Origin of the sequence: Delftia sp. PE138 (assembly GCF_018320755.1) — a bacterium.
GTDB classification, from domain to species: domain Bacteria; phylum Pseudomonadota; class Gammaproteobacteria; order Burkholderiales; family Burkholderiaceae_C; genus Comamonas; species Comamonas tsuruhatensis.
This window is the reverse complement of sequence record NZ_JABEPN010000002.1, coordinates 669,761-689,075: the sequence shown is the minus strand read 5'-3', so window position 1 is coordinate 689,075 and position 19,315 is coordinate 669,761. Positions and strand designations below refer to the sequence as shown.

General features: G+C 65.8%; 18 protein-coding genes. 11 read left to right on the top strand and 7 right to left on the bottom strand.

Going from position 1 to position 19,315, the window contains the following annotated elements:
- The first annotated feature begins 68 nt into the window (after positions 1–68).
- The 10 genes from HFGMBDPB_RS11970 to HFGMBDPB_RS11925 all read left to right on the top strand — a co-directional run bounded on the left by HFGMBDPB_RS11970 (position 69) and on the right by HFGMBDPB_RS11925 (position 9,747).
- Entirely contained in the window at positions 69–386 is a 318-nt protein-coding gene (locus tag HFGMBDPB_RS11970; RefSeq protein WP_017404724.1) for a LapA family protein, read from the top strand.
- Entirely contained in the window at positions 376–1,551 is a 1,176-nt protein-coding gene (gene lapB / locus HFGMBDPB_RS11965) for a lipopolysaccharide assembly protein LapB (protein ID WP_016449519.1), read from the top strand. The genes HFGMBDPB_RS11970 and lapB overlap by 11 nt, the downstream gene beginning before the upstream one ends.
- 260 nt (positions 1,552–1,811) lie before the next feature.
- Positions 1,812–2,213, top strand: a complete 402-nt coding sequence (locus tag HFGMBDPB_RS11960) for a ComEA family DNA-binding protein (protein WP_034363686.1) — start codon at positions 1,812–1,814, stop codon at positions 2,211–2,213.
- A gap of 139 nt (positions 2,214–2,352) precedes the next feature.
- A complete protein-coding gene (locus HFGMBDPB_RS11955) occupies positions 2,353–5,331 on the top strand; it encodes a monovalent cation/H+ antiporter subunit A (RefSeq protein ID WP_212645438.1) in 2,979 nt (992 codons plus the stop codon).
- Complete coding sequence (locus HFGMBDPB_RS11950; RefSeq protein ID WP_016450499.1) at positions 5,331–5,696, top strand: Na+/H+ antiporter subunit C; 366 nt, start codon at positions 5,331–5,333, stop codon at positions 5,694–5,696. Before HFGMBDPB_RS11955 ends, HFGMBDPB_RS11950 begins: the two co-directional genes overlap by 1 nt.
- Positions 5,693–7,489: a monovalent cation/H+ antiporter subunit D gene (locus HFGMBDPB_RS11945; protein ID WP_017404727.1), complete on the top strand. Its 1,797-nt coding sequence runs from the start codon at positions 5,693–5,695 to the stop codon at positions 7,487–7,489. The genes HFGMBDPB_RS11950 and HFGMBDPB_RS11945 overlap by 4 nt, the downstream gene beginning before the upstream one ends.
- A complete protein-coding gene (locus tag HFGMBDPB_RS11940; protein ID WP_016450497.1) occupies positions 7,486–7,977 on the top strand; it encodes a Na+/H+ antiporter subunit E in 492 nt (163 codons plus the stop codon). Before HFGMBDPB_RS11945 ends, HFGMBDPB_RS11940 begins: the two co-directional genes overlap by 4 nt.
- Positions 7,974–8,252, top strand: coding sequence for a K+/H+ antiporter subunit F (locus HFGMBDPB_RS11935; RefSeq protein WP_012206532.1), 279 nt, complete (start codon positions 7,974–7,976; stop codon positions 8,250–8,252). Before HFGMBDPB_RS11940 ends, HFGMBDPB_RS11935 begins: the two co-directional genes overlap by 4 nt.
- Positions 8,249–8,635 (top strand): monovalent cation/H(+) antiporter subunit G, encoded by a 387-nt coding sequence (locus HFGMBDPB_RS11930; RefSeq protein ID WP_017404730.1) that lies wholly within the window; start codon positions 8,249–8,251, stop codon positions 8,633–8,635. The genes HFGMBDPB_RS11935 and HFGMBDPB_RS11930 overlap by 4 nt, the downstream gene beginning before the upstream one ends.
- Positions 8,636–8,877: 242 nt before the next feature.
- On the top strand, positions 8,878–9,747 hold the full coding sequence (locus HFGMBDPB_RS11925) for an LOG family protein (RefSeq protein WP_016450495.1): 870 nt from the start codon (positions 8,878–8,880) through the stop codon (positions 9,745–9,747).
- A gap of 70 nt (positions 9,748–9,817) precedes the next feature.
- Here the strand turns inward: HFGMBDPB_RS11925 and HFGMBDPB_RS11920 are convergent, their stop codons facing one another.
- The 6 genes from HFGMBDPB_RS11920 to HFGMBDPB_RS11895 form a co-directional block, all read right to left on the bottom strand.
- Complete coding sequence (locus tag HFGMBDPB_RS11920; RefSeq protein WP_016450494.1) at positions 9,818–10,999, bottom strand: MFS transporter; 1,182 nt, start codon at positions 10,997–10,999, stop codon at positions 9,818–9,820.
- 1 nt (position 11,000) lies between these two features.
- The gene (locus HFGMBDPB_RS11915; RefSeq protein WP_016450493.1) at positions 11,001–12,491 is read right to left on the bottom strand and encodes a DNA recombination protein RmuC; all 1,491 of its coding nucleotides are present in this window, start codon (positions 12,489–12,491) and stop codon (positions 11,001–11,003) included.
- A gap of 110 nt (positions 12,492–12,601) precedes the next feature.
- Positions 12,602–13,609: a 2-hydroxyacid dehydrogenase gene (locus tag HFGMBDPB_RS11910; protein WP_016450492.1), complete on the bottom strand. Its 1,008-nt coding sequence runs from the start codon at positions 13,607–13,609 to the stop codon at positions 12,602–12,604.
- Between the two features lie 37 nt (positions 13,610–13,646).
- On the bottom strand, positions 13,647–15,074 hold the full coding sequence (locus HFGMBDPB_RS11905) for a sodium:proton antiporter (protein ID WP_016450491.1): 1,428 nt from the start codon (positions 15,072–15,074) through the stop codon (positions 13,647–13,649).
- 61 nt (positions 15,075–15,135) lie between these two features.
- Entirely contained in the window at positions 15,136–16,356 is a 1,221-nt protein-coding gene (gene pncB, locus HFGMBDPB_RS11900; protein ID WP_016454370.1) for a nicotinate phosphoribosyltransferase, read from the bottom strand.
- A gap of 115 nt (positions 16,357–16,471) precedes the next feature.
- Positions 16,472–16,933 carry an acyl-CoA thioesterase gene (locus HFGMBDPB_RS11895; RefSeq protein WP_017404735.1) on the bottom strand — a complete coding sequence of 154 codons (462 nt, stop codon included), beginning with the start codon at positions 16,931–16,933 and terminating at the stop codon, positions 16,472–16,474.
- 323 nt (positions 16,934–17,256) lie between these two features.
- Here HFGMBDPB_RS11895 and HFGMBDPB_RS11890 point away from each other — a divergent pair, with 323 nt between their 5' ends.
- Positions 17,257–17,805 carry a phasin family protein gene (locus HFGMBDPB_RS11890; protein WP_016450488.1) on the top strand — a complete coding sequence of 183 codons (549 nt, stop codon included), beginning with the start codon at positions 17,257–17,259 and terminating at the stop codon, positions 17,803–17,805.
- A 178-nt stretch (positions 17,806–17,983) separates the two neighbouring features.
- Here the strand turns inward: HFGMBDPB_RS11890 and HFGMBDPB_RS11885 are convergent, their stop codons facing one another.
- Positions 17,984–19,306, bottom strand: a complete 1,323-nt coding sequence (locus HFGMBDPB_RS11885) for an MFS transporter (protein WP_016454372.1) — start codon at positions 19,304–19,306, stop codon at positions 17,984–17,986.
- Positions 19,307–19,315 lie beyond the last annotated feature (9 nt).

The following is a 19,315-nucleotide window of genomic DNA, read 5'->3' as shown; positions in this document are numbered from 1 at the left end:
CGGCTGCGCGCACTGCAGCCGTCGTCACCGCCAGGCTCTAGAATCGTTCCCGTCACACAAGGGAACACATGAAGTACTTCCTGTGGCTGCTCAAGGCGGCCATTTTTTTTACGCTGTTCGCCTTCGCACTGAACAACCAGCAGGACGCGACGGTGCACTTCTTCTTCGGCACCTCCTGGACTGCGCCGCTGGTACTGGTGGTGCTGGCGGCCTTTGCACTGGGCCTGATCGTGGGCGTTCTGGGCATGGTGCCGCGCTGGCTCAAGCACCGCAATGCAGCGCGCTCGACCCAGGTCACCGCGCCTGCAGCCGAAGGAGCGGCGCCAGCCACGGCGCCCAAGGCGCCCCCCTCCCCCATCCTACCGGGCGACGTGCATGGAATTTGATCTGAGCTGGATATTGCTTGGCCTGCCCGTCGCCTTCGTGCTGGGCTGGCTGGCCTCGCGCTGGGACCTGCGGCAGATCCGCGCCGAAAACCGCCAGGCACCCAAGGCCTACTTCAAGGGATTGAACTTCCTGCTCAACGAGCAGCAGGACAAGGCCATCGACGCCTTCATCGAAGCCGTGCAGAACGACCCCGACACCTCGGAGCTGCACTTCGCCCTGGGCAATCTCTTTCGCCGCCGCGGCGAATACAACCGCGCCGTGCGCGTGCATGAGCACCTGCTGTCGCGCGGCGACCTCAGCCGCGTGGACCGCGACCGCGCCCAGCACGCGCTGGCCCAGGACTTTCTGAAGGCAGGCCTGCTCGATCGCGCCGAGGACGCGCTGCGCCGCCTGGAAGGCACGGCCTTCGAGGCCGAGGCCCGCCTGGCCCTGCTGGCCATCTACGAGCGCTCGCGCGACTGGACACAGGCCGCCGCCATTGCTCGCCGCATGCAGGATGCCAACCAGGGGGACTTCAGTGGCCGGCTGGCGCACTACCTGTGCGAAGACGCCCAGTCCTTGCTCACGCAGGGCCAGCAGGCCGAGGCGCTGCAGCGGCTGCAGCAAGCCATCACCACAGCACCCCAGGCTGCGCGACCGCGCCTGGAGCATGCCCAGTTGCAGCATCGCATGGGGCAATCGGCCCAGGCCTTGCAAACGCTGGAAAGCCTGGCCGAGCAGTCCCCCGCCGCGCTGCCGCTGGCAGCCCAGTTGCTGGTGGACATCGCAGCCGCCACAGGCCAACGCCAGCATGTCCACCAGCTGCTCAGCCAGCAATACGCCCAGGCACCTTCGCTGGACCTGCTGCAGGCGTTGGTTGCGCTGGACGCTCAAATTGAAGAACAGAGCACCGATGGTGAAACCAAGGCACCGGGACGCGCCCGCCTGGTCCAGCATCTGGACCGGGAACCTTCCCTGGTGGCTGCTGCGCAGTGGCTGGCTGGCGAGAAACTGTCCGAGGAGCAATACCACCCAGCCGTGCAACGCGCGCTGGACCACGCCGCCAAACCGCTGACCCGCTATCGCTGCGCGGCCTGCGGCTTCGAGGCTCGCCAGCATTTCTGGCACTGCCCCGGCTGCCAGAGCTGGGACAGCTACCCGGCCCGGCGCGTCGAGGAGCTGTGATGGGCCGGGGTGGCGAAAGGCGGCCATATCCCCAGCACCGCGTCACCCCCATTGGCAAACACGGCATGGCCAGTGTATTTTCAGAGTATTCCTAGAAACCGCCCTGGAGGGCGCGTGGCCATTGGCTTTGGGCGCGTGCGGCCGTGCCTGCGCCGGCCTCCTGGAGCCCGCGACTGCCTGGCGGCACGCCAGAGGCCTGCATAAGATGCTTCTGGGTCGCAATGTTGCGGCCCTCAACATTGAGGGATCAGGAGGTTTGTATGTTCAGAAAATTGATGGCTGGCTTCATTGCGCTGCTGTGGTCCGTGATGGCTTTGGCCGCTGTGGAAGCCAACAAGGCGAATGAAGCCGAACTGACATCCATCAAGGGCATAGGCCCGGCCATGTCGGCACGCATTCTCGAGGAACGCAAATCCGCCCCCTTCAAGGACTGGCCCGACTTCATCGCACGGGTCAAGGGTGTGGCCGAACCGACAGCCACCAAGTTTTCGGGCGAAGGCCTGACTGTCAACGGCAGCAGCTACAAAGGCCACAGCGCCAAGCCTGATGCCAAGGACACTGCGGCCAAGGGGGGCAAGGACACGGCGGCCCAGGGCACCAAGCCGACCAAGGAGCAGGCGGCAAAGCCGGCCACTCCAGCCAAGGCCGGCTCGGCCTCCTGAAGACGCGAACTGTCTCTATCCAACCCGCTTCGGCGGGTTTTTCATGCGTACGACCCTCGGGGTATGCGCGGCCATAGCCTGAAACATGCTCAGGTTTTCATAGCGAAGCAAAAAACCTTGCCCGTAAAATGGACCGCCCATGCCCCTGATCACCCTCATACTCCTACCCTTCATCGGCAGCCTGATTGCCGCAATGCTGCCCGCCAATGCGCGCAATACGGAGTCGACTCTGGCTGGCGTGATCGCATTGGGCTGTGCCATACAGACCGCATTGCTGTTTCCACAGATCGCCGATGGGGAAGTGCTGCGCCAGGAGATCGAGTGGCTGCCGGCACTGGGACTGAACCTGGTGATCCGCATGGACGGCTTTGCCTGGATGTTCTGCATGCTGGTGCTGGGCATAGGCTCGCTGGTCGTGCTGTATGCGCGCTACTACATGTCGCCGGCCGATCCCGTGCCGCGCTTTTTCTCGTTCTTTCTGGCCTTCATGGGCGCGATGGCTGGCGTGGTGCTGTCGGGCAACATCATCCAGATTGCCTTCTTCTGGGAGCTGACCAGCCTCTTCTCCTTTCTTCTGATCGGATACTGGCACCATCGCAAGGATGCACGCCGCGGCGCGCGCATGGCGCTGACGGTGACGGGCACAGGCGGCCTGGCCATGCTGGCCGGCATGCTGGTGCTGGGCCACATCGTGGGCAGCTATGACCTGGACAACGTGCTCATCGCCGGCCAGCAGGTGCGTGACCACCAGCTGTACCTGGTCGCCCTGGTGCTGATCCTGCTGGGCGCGCTGACCAAGAGTGCGCAGTTCCCCTTCCACTTCTGGCTGCCGCACGCCATGGCCGCGCCCACGCCGGTGTCGGCCTATCTGCACTCCGCCACCATGGTCAAGGCCGGCGTGTTCCTGCTGGCGCGCATGTGTCCCGTGCTCGGTGACACCGATGCCTGGTTCTGGCTAGTGGGCGGAGCCGGCGCGGCAACCCTGCTCATCGGCGGCTATCTGGCCATGTTCCAGCACGATCTCAAGGGATTGCTGGCCTATTCGACGATTTCCCACCTGGGCCTGATCACGCTGCTGCTGGGCCTGAACAGCAAGCTGGCCGCCGTGGCTGCGGTGTTCCACATCATGAACCACGCGACCTTCAAGGCCTCGCTGTTCATGGCCGCGGGCATCGTCGACCATGAAAGCGGCACGCGTGACATCCGCCGGCTTTCGGGCCTGCGGCACATGATGCCCATCACGGCCACGCTGGCCTGCGTGGCCAGCGCGGCCATGGCGGGCGTACCGCTGCTCAACGGCTTCCTGTCCAAGGAGATGTTCTTCGCCGAGACCGTCTACCTGGATGCCGCTCCCTGGGTGCGCACGGCCTTGCCGGTGGCAGCCACGGTGGCGGGCATGTTCAGCGTGGCCTATTCGCTGCGCTTCACCATCGACGTCTTCTTCGGCCCCAAGGCCACCGACCTGCCGCATGACCCGCACGAGCCTCCGCACTGGATGCGCGTGCCCGTCGAGCTGCTGGTGCTGGCCTGCCTGGTGGTGGGCATGCTGCCGGCGTGGGCGGTGGGCAGCTTTCTCGCAGCGGCCGCCACGCCCGTGGTCGGCGGCGACCTGCCCGAGTACAGCCTGGCCATCTGGCACGGCTGGAACATGCCCTTGATCATGAGCCTTGTGGCGTTGATTGGCGGCATCCTGCTGTACATGCTGCTGCGCTGGCAGCGCCAGGCCGGCCATATGGATACCGCGCCGCTGGTGGGCACGCTCAGCGGCCAGCGTGTTTTCGAGAACCTGCTGGCCCGCCTGTCCCTGCTGGGCCGCTGGTCGCGCCGGCGCCTGTCCACCATGCGCCTGCAGTGGCAGATGCTGTGGCTGGTCTGCACCGCCGTGCTGGCGGGCGTTCTGCCGCTGTGGCTGCAAGGCATCAAGCTGGGAGACCGGAGCATGCTGCCGCTGTCGCCCGCCTTCGTGATGCTGTGGGCCGTGGGCATTCTCTGCGCCCTGGGTACGGCCTGGAAGGCCAAGTACCACCGGCTGACGGCGCTGATCATGCTGGGCGGCGCCGGCCTGTGCACCTGCCTGACCTTCCTGTGGTTCTCGGCGCCTGACCTGGCGCTGACCCAGCTGGTCGTCGAGGTCGCCACCACGGTGCTGATGCTGCTGGGCCTGCGCTGGATGCCCAAGCGCGACAAAAGCCTGCACATTCCCGTGCTGTCCGCCGAACTGCGCGCCCGCTCGCGCCGCATGCGTGACCTGCTGCTGTCGCTGGTTGCAGGTGGCGGCATGGCCTGGCTGGCCTTCGCCATGATGAGCCGCCCCTTCTATGACGGGGCCTCCACCTTCTTCCTGGAACATGCGCTCAGCGATGGCGGCGGCACCAATGTGGTCAACGTCATGCTGGTGGACTTCCGGGGCTTCGACACCTTCGGCGAGATCGTGGTGCTGGGCATCGTGGCCCTGGTCGTCTATGCTCTGCTCAGGCGCTTTCGCCCGGCCCGCGAGACGCTGGACCTGCCCGAGCAGCAGCGCTACATGCCTGGCGACCTGCAGACCGATCTGTTCAATCCGCGCAACGCAGGCGATACGGCCGTGGGCTACCTGATGGTGCCCGCCGTGCTGGTGCGGCTGCTGCTGCCGTTTGCTGCCCTGGTTTCCGTCTACATCTTCATGCGCGGCCACAACGAGCCCGGCGGCGGCTTCGTGGCCGGCCTGGTGTTCTCGGTCGCCTTGCTGATGCAGTACATCATCTCCGGCACGCAGTGGGTCGAGGCCCACCTGCCGATCTTCCCGCGCCGATGGATCGGTGTCGGCCTGCTGTTCGCACTGGGTACCGGCATGGGCTCCATCGTGGCCGGCTATCCCTTTCTCACCAGCCACACCTTCCATATGACCCTGCCAGTCGTCGGCGACGTGCATCTCGCCAGCGCCCTGTTCTTCGACATCGGTGTGTTCTCGCTGGTGGTCGGCGCGACCATGCTCATTCTGACGGCCATCGCCCACCAATCGGTGCGCAGCCACCGCTACCACGCCCGTCTGCTGGAGGAGCAGCAGCAACAGGCCGAGGAGGCCGAAGCCGCCGTGCAGCAGGCCACCGCTGCAGCGCTTGCACGAGGAGGTTTCTGATGGAAGTCGTGCTTGCCATTGCCATCGGCGTACTGACGGGCTCGGGCGTGTGGCTGCTGCTGCGCCCACGCACCTACCAGGTCATCATGGGCCTGGCCCTGCTGTCTTACGCAGTCAACCTGTTCATCTTCAGCATGGGCCGCCAGGGCCTGGCCATCGACAAGGAGCCCGTGCTGCGCGCCGGCGTGCCGCAGGATCTTGCGCACTATGCGGACCCCATGCCGCAGGCGCTGGTGCTCACGGCCATCGTGATCGGCTTTGCCATGACGGCACTGTTCTTGGTGGTGCTGCTGGCCTCGCGCGGCACCACGGGCACCGACCATGTGGACGGAGCCCATTCCCGCACCGAGCAGGAGATGCCATGAACGAGCTGACCGCCCGTCTCATGCCGCACCTGATGCTGGCGCCCATCGTGCTGCCCATGCTTTCGGCAGCGCTGATGCTGTTGCTGCGCGAAGAGCGCCAGCGCCTCAAATTCGCTCTTGGACTGGTATCCACCCTGATGGGGCTGGGCGTGGCCGTGATGCTGATGCTGTGGACCGACCAGGCCGGCGCGCCCGTCAACCTGGGCGTCTACATGCCGGGCAACTGGCCCATGCCCTTCGGCATCTCGCTGGCACTGGACCGCCTGACCGGCATGATGCTGGTGCTGACCTATACGGTGGCCCTGGCCTCGCTGGTCTTCTCCAGCGCCCGCTGGCACCGCGCGGGGATGCACTTTCACTCGCTGTTCCAGTTTCAGCTGATGGGCCTGAGCGGCGCCTTCCTCACGGCGGACCTGTTCAACCTGTTCGTGTTCTTCGAGATCATGCTCGCGGCCTCCTATGGACTGGTCCTGCATGGTTCCGGGCGGACACGCATCCAGGCGGGCCTGCACTACATCGCCATCAATCTTGCAGCCTCGTCGCTGTTCCTGATCGGCGTGTCCATGCTCTACGGCCTGACCGGCACGCTGAACATGGCCGACCTGGCACGTGCCATCCCCCAGGTCAGCAGCGACGACCGCGGGCTGCTGCATTCGGCCGCTGCCATCCTGGGCATTGCGTTCCTGACCAAGGCAGCCATGTGGCCGCTGAACTTCTGGCTGGTGCCGGCCTACAGCGCAGCCACCGCTCCCGTGGGCGCCGTGTTCGCGCTCATGACCAAGGTGGGCGTCTACGTGGTGCTGCGGCTGTGGACGCTGCTGTTCAGCTCCGAGGCCGGCGCCTCCGCCCTGTTCGGCAGCACCTGGCTGATCGTCGGCGGCATGCTGACCATGGCCTTCGGCGGCCTGGGCATGCTGGGCTCGCAGCGCCTGACGCATATCGCGGGCTTTGCGGCCGTTCTCTCTTCGGGCACCTTGCTGGCCGCCACGGGCTTTGGCCAGAACGCCTTGACGGCCGGGCTGCTGTACTACCTGCCCAGCTCCACCCTGGCCGTGAGCGCCCTGTTTCTGATCGCCGACGTGGTGGACCGCTGGCGCGTGGATGACGATGCGGGCGAGCCCTATGAGGATGACGAGGCTCCCTTCCTCAACGCCGAACTGCTGCCCACGGAGGGCTTCAACCTCGACGAATCCGAAGAGGTGCTGATCGGCCGCGCCATTCCCGCAGCGGCCGCCTTCATCGGCCTGAGCTTCATGCTGGCCACCCTGGTGGTCACCGGCCTGCCCCCGCTTTCGGGCTTTGTGGGCAAGTTCGCCATGCTGTCTGCCCTGCTCAACCCGCTGGGCCTGGGCAACTCCAGCGGCTTCCAGGCCGGCTGGGCCGGCTGGGTGCTGGTGGCGCTGATGATCGCCACGGGACTGCTCGCCCTGCTGTCGCTGGTGCGCGCCGGCATACGCCATTTCTGGGCGACCGAGGAGCAGAACTCGCCCTCGTTGCGTGTGGCCGAAGGCCTGCCCATCGCCGTGCTGCTGGCCTGCTGCGTGGCGCTCACCGTGCAGGGTGGCCAGCTGATGGGCTACACGCAGCGTGCGGCCGATGCGCTGCTGGCGCCCGATGTCTATGTGCGCTCCGTCATGGGCACGCAGCCGGAGCCGAGCCCGGCAGAAAAGAAGGCGCGGCTGGAAGCCGGCCCCGAAGGCGCCGCGCGCGCCGCGGCCCAGGCCAGCGGCGCCCCCATGCCCGCAGGCATAGGCGATGCAGGCCCAACGGCCGGCAAGGAGGATTCCCGATGATGAAAACCCTGCTGCCCGCGCCGCTGCTGTCGGTGGCGCTGTTCCTGCTGTGGCTGCTGCTCAACCGCTCGTTCAGCAGCGGCCAGATCCTGCTGGGCGCCTTGCTGGGCCTGTTGCTGCCGCTGCTGCTGCGCGGCCTGCGCCCCTTGCCCGTGCGCGTGCGCCATCCGCTGACCATCGTGCGCCTGGGGCTGCGCGTGGTCTGGGACACCTCGGTGTCCAACTTCAACGTCGTGCGGTTCATGCTGTTTCCGGGCATGCGCAAGCACCCGGCCAACTTCGTGCGCATCCCCCTGGAACTGCGCGACCCCAACGGCCTGGCCGTGCTCGCCATGATCGTGTGCATCACGCCCGGCACGGCCTGGGCCGAGATCTCGCGCGACCGCTCCCAGCTCATGCTGCATGTGCTGGAGGTCGATGATCCCGAAGAGATCGTCCAGCACGTCAAGCGCTCCTACGAGCGCCCCCTGATGGAGATTTTCGAATGATGCCCTGGTTCCACTGGACTTTGATGTTCGCGCTGGGCCTGCTGGTCGCCGCCATGGGCTGCGCCGTGCTGCGCCTGCTCAAGGGCCCGCACGCCCAGGATCGCGTGCTGGCGCTGGACTGCATGTACCTCAACGGCATGCTGGCCATGCTGCTGATGGGCATCATCTATGACAGCACCAGCTATTTCGAGGCCGCCCTGCTGGTTGCGCTGTTCGGCTGCGTGGGCTCCACGGCCATGGCCAAGTTCCTGCTGCGCGGCGAGGTGATCGAATGATGCCGGAAACCACCACGCTGCCGCTGTGGTGCCAGATCCTGGTGGCTGCGCTGGCGCTGGGCGGCGCCATCATCGCCTTTCTGGGCTCCATGGGCCTGTGGCGCCTGGACAGCTATTTCGAGCGCGTGCATGCGCCTTCCATCATCGCCACCATGGGCTGCTGGCTGATCATGCATGCCACCTGGATCTACTTTTCCGTCAGCGGACAGAGCCTGGCCGTGCATGCGCTGCTGATTGCGGTGTTCATCTCGGTGACCGTTCCCATCACGACCATCTTCCTGATGCGTGCAGCCCTGTTCCGCGCACGCCGTGCGGGCCAGGACGTGCCGCCGCCGCTGAGCAGCGTCGTGCGCAACGAGCCGGCCGAACACCCGGACGTCTGAAGCGCAATCGGGCCTGAAAATACCCGCCGATGCGGCAGGCAGCGGCAGGCAAAAGCCCTACTGCCAACTGTCCAGCATACGAATTCGCCCACGGCTGCGTCAATGCGCCAAAGCACCCGGTGCGCGAGCCCCGCGGCTATGAGTTTGTGAGCGTATAGTGCAGTCATCATCTGCGCTGGCAACGTATTTGATGGAACGGCCACAGGCGTGGCCGCCCTGGTTTTTCCTGTGTACGAGGGTTCATGCAAATCTCTTCCCCCCTGACCGATACCGATCTGGCCAACGGCTGGTCGGCCCTTCACAACCAGGCACACAACGGCATGGCATTGCAGCAGAACTCCAATCGCCTGGCCTTCGCGGACCCGGAATTCATGTTCCGCCGCGAAACCCGCGGCATCCGCATGCAGCTGGAGCTGCTCAAGCCGGACCTGGCCCAGATCGAGCGCGGCATCGAGCACACCGTCGTGGTCTATGGCAGCGCCCGCTTCGTGGACCTGGAGCAGGCCGAGCAGCAATTGGCCGACGCACAGGCCAGCGGCGATCCCCAGCGCGTTGCCTTGGCCGAGCGCGCCGTGCGCAATGCGCACCGCTATGAACAGGCCCGCGCCTTCACGCGCATCGTGGCCGCCGACAGCCTGAACCAGCCGCCCGAGGAGCGCCTCTACATCTGCACCGGCGGCGGCCCCGGCATCATGGAGGCGGCCAACCGAGGCGCCCATGACGTGGGCGCGCCCAGCATCGGCCTGAACATCGAGCTGCCGCACGAGCAAAACGGCAACCGCTTCATCTCGCCGGACCTGAGCTTCAAGTTCCACTACTTCGCCCTGCGCAAGATGCATTTCATGATGCGCGCCAAGGCCCTGGTGGCCTTCCCCGGCGGCTTCGGCACGCTGGACGAGCTGTTCGAGGTGCTGACCCTGATGCAGACCGGCAAGACGCATTCGGTGCCCGTGATCCTGTTCGGCACCGAGTTCTGGAAGCGCCTGCTCAACATCGACCTGATGATCGAGGAAGGCACGATCTCGCCCAAGGACCTGCAGCTGTTCCGCTATACCGATGATCCGGTCGAGGCCTGGGCGCTGATCAAGCAGTTCCACGCTGGCGGCTGGTAAGCCGCAGCGGCCGGCAGGCCGCCACCGCATCGCAAGGCGATCTGCGCACCAAGGCGCAGGTCGCTTTTTTTCATTCCGGCTTGCGCGGCGTCAGCCCCATGAACCAGGCCGTGCGGATGCCCGAGGCCACGGCCGCGCCCACCACCCAGAACAGCGCAGACACGCCGATCAATGCCCCCGCCGAGCCGAACAGCACGGGCATGGCTACGCTGGAGGCATTGATGGCCATGAGCCGCAGGCCCAGTGCCTCGCCATGGCGGTGCTCGGGCGTGATCTGGTGCAGCATGCTCATGACCATGGGCTGCACAGATCCCAGTGAAAAACCCAGCATCACCGAACACATGCCCATGGTCAGCGCCGAGTCCATGAAGGGGTACAGCGCAAAGACGAAGGCGGTGATGGCCATGGCACCGGAGATCACGGCGCCTTCGCGCAAGCGCTCGGCCACCAGCGGCATGGCCAGGCGGATGGCGGCGGCCGCCACGGCAAAAATGCCCAGCAGCGTGCCGATGACCGAGGCGCTCAGGCCCTTCTCATGGCCCAGCAGCGGCAGCACGAAGGTGTGCACGTCCCAGCATGCGGACTGCAGCCAGTTGACCAGCAGCAGGTTGCGGAAATTGCGGTCGCGCAACAGGTCCCAGGCATGCTGCTTGGGACCGCCGATGGGCGCGCGCACGGGCGGCAGCTCCTGCGTGTGGCGCACCCAGCTCCAGGCCAGCACGGGCACCAGGGCCAGCAGGCCGAAGGCGACGCGGTAGCCCATGGTGCTGCCCTCGCCGCCAAAATTCGCGTGATCGATCAGCAGCCCGGTGCTGAAGGGCCCGATGAAGTTGGAGATGGCCGGGCCTATGGCCAACCAGCTGAACACCTTCTTGAGCGCCACCGCATCGTGGGTGACACGGCCCGCATGGCGCTGCACGGCAATCACCACGGCGCCGCTGGCTCCGCCCGTCAACAACGCCGCAAGGCATAGCACCGGATACAGCGGCAATGCCAGCGCCAGCGCGCAGCCCCCGCTGGCCGCCAGCATGGACAGGAAAAACGGCTTTCGAAAACCATGCTTGTCCGCGAAGCGCCCGGCCGGCAGCGCCAGGAACACCTGGGTCAGCGCGAACAGCGCCAGCAAGATGCCCACGGCCGCCGCGCTATAGCCCTGCTGCAGCGCCAGCAAGGGCGCTGCCAGCCGCATGCCGGCCATGGTGGCATGCACGCTGACCTGCGCCATGATGACCTTGAACAGGGCCAGGTTCATCTCAATCCTGCTCCGATCCCGGCTCCATTCCGGCCGCTGCGTCCTTGTCATCCGGCAGGCCGGGCCGCGCTGCACTAGAGGTCGGCGCGGGCAACTCCTGCACGTCGCGCAGCTGGCGCTGGATGGCGCGCGTGCGCACGCCCACCTGCTCGAAGCGCTTGGCCGCCGCGTCTATGGACTTGCGCGTGGCATCCACCACTTCGCCGAACTTGGCGAACTCGGTCTTGACCTGACCGAGCACCGCCCAGACCTCGGACGAGCGCTTTTCGATGGCCAGCGTCTTGAAGCCCATCTGCAGGCTGCTGAGCATGGCGGCCAGGTTGGCCGGGCCGGTGACCATCACGCGGCAGCCGTTTTGCACGGCCTCGACCAGGCCGGGGCGGCGCATGACCTCGGCAAACAGGCCTTCGGTGGGCAGGTAGAGCACGGCAAAGTCCGTGGTGTGCGGCGGGCTCACGTACTTGCCGTGGATCTTGCGCGCCTCGAACTTGATCGATGCCTCGAAGGCATTGCCTGCCGCGGCAATGGCCGCCTTGTCCGCCGCATCCTGGGCGTCGAGCAGGCGCTGGTACTGCTCCACCGGGTACTTGGCGTCGATGGGCAGCCAGACCGGAGCCTCGTCGCTGCGTCCGGGCAGGCGGATGGCGAACTCCACCATGTCGTCGCTGCCGGGCACGGTCTTGACGTTGCGCGCGTACTGCTCGGGCGTGAGCACGTTCTCGATGATGGCGCCCAGCTGCAGTTCGCCCCAGGTGCCGCGCGTCTTCACATTGGTCATCACGCGCTTGAGATCGCCCACGCTGCCGGCCAGCGTCTGCATCTCGCCCAGGCCCTTGTGCACCTGCTCCAGCCGGTCGCTGACCAGCTTGAACGATTCGCCCAGGCGCTGCTCCAGCGTGGCATGCAGCTTCTCGTCCACCGTGCGCCGCATCTCTTCCAGGCGCGCCGCGTTGTCCGACTGGATGGTGGCCAGCCGCTCGTTGAGCGTGCCGCGCAGCTGCTCGGCATGGACCTGGCTGGATTGCGCCAGCCCGCCCAGCTGCTGCTGGATGTCGTTCTTGAGGGAGTCCAGCGTGCTGCGCGTGGTCTGCGCCAGCGCCTCGAAGCGCTCCTGCACATGGGCGTTGAAGCGCTGCGTGCTTTCGCCCTGGGCCTCGCGGGCCTGGGCGCTGTCGGCGGCCAGCCGCACGGTGAGCCGGCCCAGTTCCATTCGAAAGGCTGCCAGCGCCTCGCCCTGCTCGCGCCGCGCCGCCTGGGCATCGAGCTGGGCCTGGGCCAGATGGGCCTGCAGCTGCTGCGAGACGCGGTCCAGCCCGCCATCGCTCTTGGCCACGGCCATCTGCGTGGCCTGGGCACCGCGCTCGAGCTGCTGCAGCCGCACGTCCAGCATCTGCAGCGCCTGCAGCACCTGCTGGGGCGCCACCCCGTCCTCGCGCTGCGCCGAGCGCCTCCACAGCAGCCAGATCACGGCCGCCTGCCCCAACAGCAGCACGGCCCAGGCCGCCCACCACACTCCGGATATCTGGGTCAAGATTTTGCTTGCGCTCCATGCAGCGGGAAGCGGCCAGGGCCAGCCTTCCCGCGATTGTCACAACACGGTGTTCAGGCCTTGGCGCGCGCGCCGGCGGCCGCCGCTTCGGGCTGGTTCACGGGCGTGCGCGGGCCCTTGCCGGACAGGAAGTCGATCAGGTTGTCGGCCGCCAGCTCGGCCATGGCGCTGCGCGTGCCCATGGTGGCGCTGGCGATGTGCGGGGTCAGCACCACGTTGGGCACGGTCAGCAGATCCGGATGGACCGAGGGCTCGCCCTCGAACACGTCCAGGCCTGCTGCAGCAATGGTCCTGTCGCGCAGTGCCCTGGCCAGCGCCGCGTCATCGACGATGCCGCCGCGCGCGATGTTGATCAGCGTGGCCGTGGGCTTCATCCGGGCGATCTCGGCCGCGCCTATGGTGTGGTGGTTTTCCTTGGTGTAGGGCAGCACCAGCACCACATGGTCGGCCATGGCCAGCAGTTCATCCTTGCCCACGTAGCCGGCCTTGCATTCGGCTTCCAGCTCGGGCGACAGGCGCGAGCGGTTGTGATAGACCACCTTCATGCCGAAGCCATGCGCCCCGCGTTTGGCGATGCCCTGGCCGATGCGGCCCATGCCGATGATGCCCAGCGTGCTGCCGTGCACTTCCGAGCCCGCAAACAGGTCGTAGCGCCAGGAGTTCCACTTTCCGGCGCGCAGGTAGTGCTCGCTCTCTGTCACGCGGCGGGCCGTGGCCATGAGCAGAGCGAAGCCGAAGTCGGCCGTGGTCTCGGTCAGCACGTCGGGGGCATTCGTGCCCTGCACACCTGCAGCCGTCATCGCAGGCACGTCGAAGTTGTTGTAGCCCACGGCCATGTTGGCCACCACCTTCAGGCGCGGGCAGGCGGCCAGCAGCGCCGCATCGATGGTCTGCGAGCCCGTGGTCAGCACGCCATCCTTGTCCTGCAGATGCCGGGCCAGTTCCTGCGGGCTCCAGACCACGTCATCCTGGTTGGACTCGACCTCGAAGTGCTGCTCCAGCTTGCGCACCACTTCGGGCGGGATGGCGCGGGCGATCAGGATGCGGGGTTTGCTTGCCATGTCTGTCTCTTTCCTTGTCTTGGCGGGAGGCGGTTCTTCAGCGGAACCAGATGAAGCTCATCAATACGAACAGCGGCACCAGAATGCCTAGCGACCAGGCCATGTAGCCGAAGAAGCTGGGCATCTTCACGCCGCGCTCCTCGGCAATGGCCTTGACCATCAGGTTGGGCGCGTTGCCGATATAGGTGTTGGCACCCATGAACACCGCGCCCGCGGAGATGGCCGCCAGCGTGGAGGCCATCGTGGTCATCAGCTGCGCGGCGTCGCCCCCTGCGGTGTTGAAGAACACCAGGTAGGTCGGCGCGTTGTCGAGGAAGGAGGACAGCAGGCCCGTGGCCCAGAAGTACATCAGCGGATCGGGCGTGCCGTCGGCGCGCGTGACGGCGCCCACGATGGCGCCGAACGGCCCGCCCGTGCCCGCCTTGAGCATGGCGATCACGGGAATGATGGTCAGGAAGATGCCCGCGAACAGCTTGGCCACTTCCTGCATCGGCCCCCAGCCGAATTCGTTGGCCTGGTGCACGCTGCGCGGCGTGAGCCTGAGGGACAGCACAGTCACTGCGACGAGGCCCGCATCGCGCACCAGACCCGGCAGGCCCACATGCGTGCCGGCCAGCACCAGGCCGGCATCGGTACGCCACAGGCCGCTCATCAGCACCAGTGCCACCACGGCCAGCAGCAGCACGAAGTTCACGCCGCCATCAAAGCCCAGGCGGCTGGCGCGGCCCAAGGCATCGACGCTGGGCGTGGGATCGGGCAGATCCGCTTCGCCGGCCTTGCGCAGCAGCCAGGCATCGATTGCGTAGAACAGCGCCAGCAGCGCGCCCACCAGGAACAGCGTCTCGGTGAAGATGTGGCGTACCGTCCAGAAGAAATCCACCCCCTTGAGAAAGCCCAGGAACAGCGGTGGATCGCCCAGCGGCGTCAGCGAGCCGCCGGCATTGGAGACGATGAAGATGAAGAACACCACCACATGCACCTGGTGCCTGCGGTTGTCGTTGGCGCGCAGCAGCGGCCGGATCAGCAGCATCGAGGCGCCCGTGGTCCCCATGAAGCTGGCCAGCACGGCGCCGATCGCCAGGATGGCCGTGTTCAGCCCCGGCGATCCCTTGAGATTGCCGCGCACATAGATGCCGCCCGACACCGTGTACAGCGCCGTCAGCAGGATCACGAACGGCAGGTATTCGGCCAGCAGGGCATGCACCAGGTTGGCCATGGCCGCGCCCACGCCGAACACCGCCGCGAAGGGCAGCAGAAAGACCAGCGCCCAGGCGGCCGTCACCTTGCCGAAATGCCGGTGCCAGAAGTGGGGCGCCGCCAGCGGCACCAGGGCGATGGACAACAGCATGCCCGCAAACGGCACGCCCCAAAGTACCGAAAGCTGGCCGCCGTCGATATCGGCGGCCAGGGCCCAGGATGGCGCGCAGGTGGCCAGCAGCGCCAGCAATCCGCGCAATGCCTTCATGGTCCCGTCTCCTCTTTGTTCTCTATTCACTGTCCCCTCCTGGCGGCAGGTGGTGCCGCAATCAAGCCTGCGCCGCAGGCGGCGCAATCTCGAACACCTGGCGCAGGTAGGCCAGGTACTTCTCGTCATCGCACATGCTCTTGCCCGGCGTGTCCGAGAGCTTGGCCACGGGCTGGCCGTTGCAGCGGGTCATCTTGATGACGATCTGCAGCGGCACATGGTCGGGCGCGTCGCCCAGGTCGTTGGTCAGGTTGGTGCCTATGCCGAAGGCCAGCTGGCAGCGGCCATGGAAGCGCTGGAACAGCTCGATGGTGCGCGGCACCGTCAGGCCGTCGCTGAAGATCAGCGTCTTGGTCAGCGGATCGATGCGGTTGGCACGGTAGTGGGCCAGCAGCCGCTCGCCCCACTCGAACGGGTCGCCGCTGTCGTGGCGCGCACCGTCGAAGAGCTTGCAGAAGTACAGGTCGAAATCGCGCAGGAAGGCCGACATGCCGTAGACGTCCGACAGCGCAATGCCCAGGTCGCCCCGGTATTCGCGCGCCCAGGATTCGAAGCCGAAGATCTGGCTGTCGCGCAGGCGCGGGCCCAGGGACTGGCAGGCCTGCAGGTATTCATGCGCCAGCGTGCCCAGGGGTCGCACGCCCAGCTTCATGGCGTACAGCACATTGCTGGTGCCGGCGAACTGGCCTTCGGACTCCGCGGATGCGCCGGGCCGGCCCAGGCGTGCGCACAGCACGCGCAGCACCTCTTCATGCCAGGCCCGCGAAAAGCGACGGCGCGTGCCGTAGTCGGCAATCTTGAGCTGCTCCAGGCCGGGCTGCTGCAGCAGCGCAATCTTGGCGTCGAGACGGCGCCGGCCCTCGGGAAAATCGGGCACCGGCTGGGTGTTGCGGAAGTACACCTCGTTGACGATGGCCAGCACGGGAATCTCGAACAGGATGGTGTGCAGCCAGGGCCCGCGGATGGTGATGTCGATCTCGCCATTGGGCAGCGCCTGCACCGTGATGCATTTCTCGTTGAGGTGGAACAGGCCCAGGAAATCGACGAAGTCGCTCTTGATGAAGCGCAGCGAGCTCAGATAGGCCAGCTCCGCGTCCTGGAAACGCAGGCTGCACAGCGAGCGGATCTCGGAGCGGATCTCGTTCACATAGGGTGCGAGCTGCACGCCGGGGTTGCGGCACTTGAAGCGGTACTCGACCTGTGCTCCGGGAAACTGGTGCAGCACCACCTGCATCATCGTGAATTTGTACAGGTCGGTATCGAGCAGGCTGGTGATGATCATGGACAGAGCCGGGCGGTAAGCGCCCCAGCGGTCAGATGGCAGACAGCTTTCGAGTGTAGGCCATACACACGCTGCCGCGCTGCGAGCGGGCGCCTTGCATGCGCCCCGAACGCCATCAACCGCGCAGCAGCGGCTCCAGCACCTGTCGCAGCGCCTGCGGAATCTGGGCAGGCCGGCGCGTATGCCGGTCCACATAGACATGCACGAAATGCCCGGCCGCCGCCGTCAATGGCTCGCCCTGCGCGAACAGCCCCACCTCGTAGCGCACGCTGGAGCCACCGATGCGGGCCACCCGGATACCGGCCTCCACCTCCTGCGGGAAGGCCAGCGGCGCAAAGTAATTGCATTGCGTCTCTATGACCAGGCCTATCGTCTCGCCCGCGTGGATATCCAGCGCGCCCTGCTCGATCAGATGGGCATTCACCGCCGTATCGAACCAGCTGTAATAGACGACGTTGTTGACGTGCCCGTAGACGTCGTTGTCCGACCAGCGCGTGCTGATGCGTCGGAATGCCGCATAGGCCGAACGGGGCTGCGGCGCGGGGCGGCTCGGGGGCGATTCATTCATGGCGGCCATTGTGCCGCCGGCCGAATGCGCCCTGTCCCCAGCCCCTGTCGCCATCACGACGCGCACTGCTGCCAATCACTCGCCAAGCGAGTAAGCATGCAAACCGAAAAATGTCGTCAAACCGACATAAAATCAATTCAAAATCAAAGACTTACAAAAAACCCACAGCTTTGCCGATTTTTTTGCTGCACCGCAGCATCAGGTACTTGATTCCTTTTTTGCAATCCCTACAATAAGACCCATGCTGCACTGCAACATGACACTCAGTCAGGTCAGCGCAGGCAATTCCCCGTAACCCGAGACCCCTGTGGTCCGTTTTTCTGGAGACTGACATGAGCTTGACCCCTGACCAAATCCTGAGCGCACAAAAGGCCAACCTGGAAACCCTGTTCGGCCTGACGAGCAAGGCCTTCGAAGGCGTTGAAAAGCTGGTGGAACTGAATGTGACCGCCTCGCGCGCCGCACTGAACGAAGCCGCCCAGCACACCCAGGCCGTCCTGAGCGTGAAGGATGCGCAGGAGCTGCTGTCGCTGCAGGCCAACCTGTTCCAGCCCCTGGCTGAAAAGACCGCTGCCTACAGCCGCCACCTGTACGACATCGCCAGCGGCACCGGTGCCGAGCTGGCCAAGGCCTTCGAAAGCCAGGCGTCCGATCTGCAGAAGAACTTCAGCGCCCTGGTGGACACCACCGCCAAGAACGCACCCGCAGGTTCCGAAACCGCCGTGGCCGTGATGAAGAGCGCCGTGTCGGCTGCCAACAATGCCTTCGAGTCGGTGCAAAAGGCCGTCAAGCAGGCTTCGGACCTGGCGGAAGCCAACTTCACGGCCGTGACCAACACCGCCAGCGAAGCCGTCCAGTCGGCCCAGACCCGCAAGCGTTGATCACGCCGTCTTACAACAGGACTGCGTGCAAGAATCAGTGATTACCCTCATAATTGCATGCATCCCGGGTCGCAAGACCTGACCAGTTGTCTCCTTGGATCCTCTCGAAACCCCCGTTTCTGGATCCTTTCAAAACCCAGTCCTTGGACTGGGTTTTTTTTCGCCTGCCATGGCCTGTTCATGGTTTGAGCCTGCGCATGGCCAAAGCCACAATGGCCGATGCGGCCAGCTGCATTGCGGCCACTCCATAAAGGCCCGCGCCGACACCACCGGTCCACTGCTTGGCCCAGCCCATCATGAACGGCGTGGCAAAGCCTGCGAGATTGCCTACCGAATTGATGAAGGCAATGCCCGCAGCAGCCGCTGTGCCGGTCAGAAACGAAGCTGGCATGGCCCAGAACACCGGGAAGGCGCCCAGAACACCAATGGCAGCAATGCTCAAGGCCACCATGGCCAGCACCGGGTTGCCCATGGTGGCGCCAGTCAGCGCAAGCCCGACAGCACCGACCAAGGTGGCACCCGCACAATGCAGACGGCGCTCGCGGGTGGCGTCGGAATGTGCCCCGTTGATCACCATGGCCGCCGTGCCAAGCATGAACGGAATCGCCGACAGCAGGCCGATGTGCAACGCACTGTGCACACCCAGCTCACGCACCAGCGAAGGCATCCAGAAGGCCAGCGTGGCATTGCCGCCCACGATGCAGAAGTACGCCGCCGTGCACAGCCACAGCGCGGGCAGACGCAGTGCCTGCATGAAGCTTGCATGCTTGCCCGCACCCTGCCGCTCGGCGTCGAGTTGCATTTCCAACGCGCTTTTCTCTGCCTCGGACAGCCAGTGAGCCTGGCAGGGCCTGTCGGGCAGCCATGCCAGGACCACCAAGCCAGCGATCACCGAGGGAATGCCTTCCAGGACGAACAGCCACTGCCAGTTTCGCAGAGGGGCCACTGCCTCCATTCCACTCATGATGAGCCCAGCGATGGGCCCGCCCACCACGCCCGCGATGCCGAAGGAAGTCATGAACCATCCGTTGATGCGGCCTCGCCTGGCAGCCGGAATCCAGTAGGTCAGGTAAAGCATGACGCCCGGGAAAAACCCCGCCTCGAACACACCGAGCAGGAAGCGCAGCGCATAAAAGGCCTCGGGCGTGGTCACAAAAGCCATGCCCATGGACGCCAGCCCCCACAGGATGGTGATGCGCGCCAGCGTCTTGCGCGCACCTATGCGCTGCAGCAACAGATTGCTGGGGACCTCGAAGAGAAAGTAGCCGATGAAGAAGATGCCTGCGCCCAGTCCGTAGACAGCCTCACTGAATCGCAGGTCCTGCAGCATCTGCAGCTTGGCAAAGCCGACATTGACACGGTCTATCCAGGCCAACAGAAACAGGAAGACAAGAAAGGGGATCAGCCGCCATGCAACCTTGCGATGCACGGCGTCCGAATCGAAAGCCGGCGCTTGGACCAGCGCCTGGGGCAAAGGCAACTGCGGGGAAAGAGCGTCCATGATGGGTGG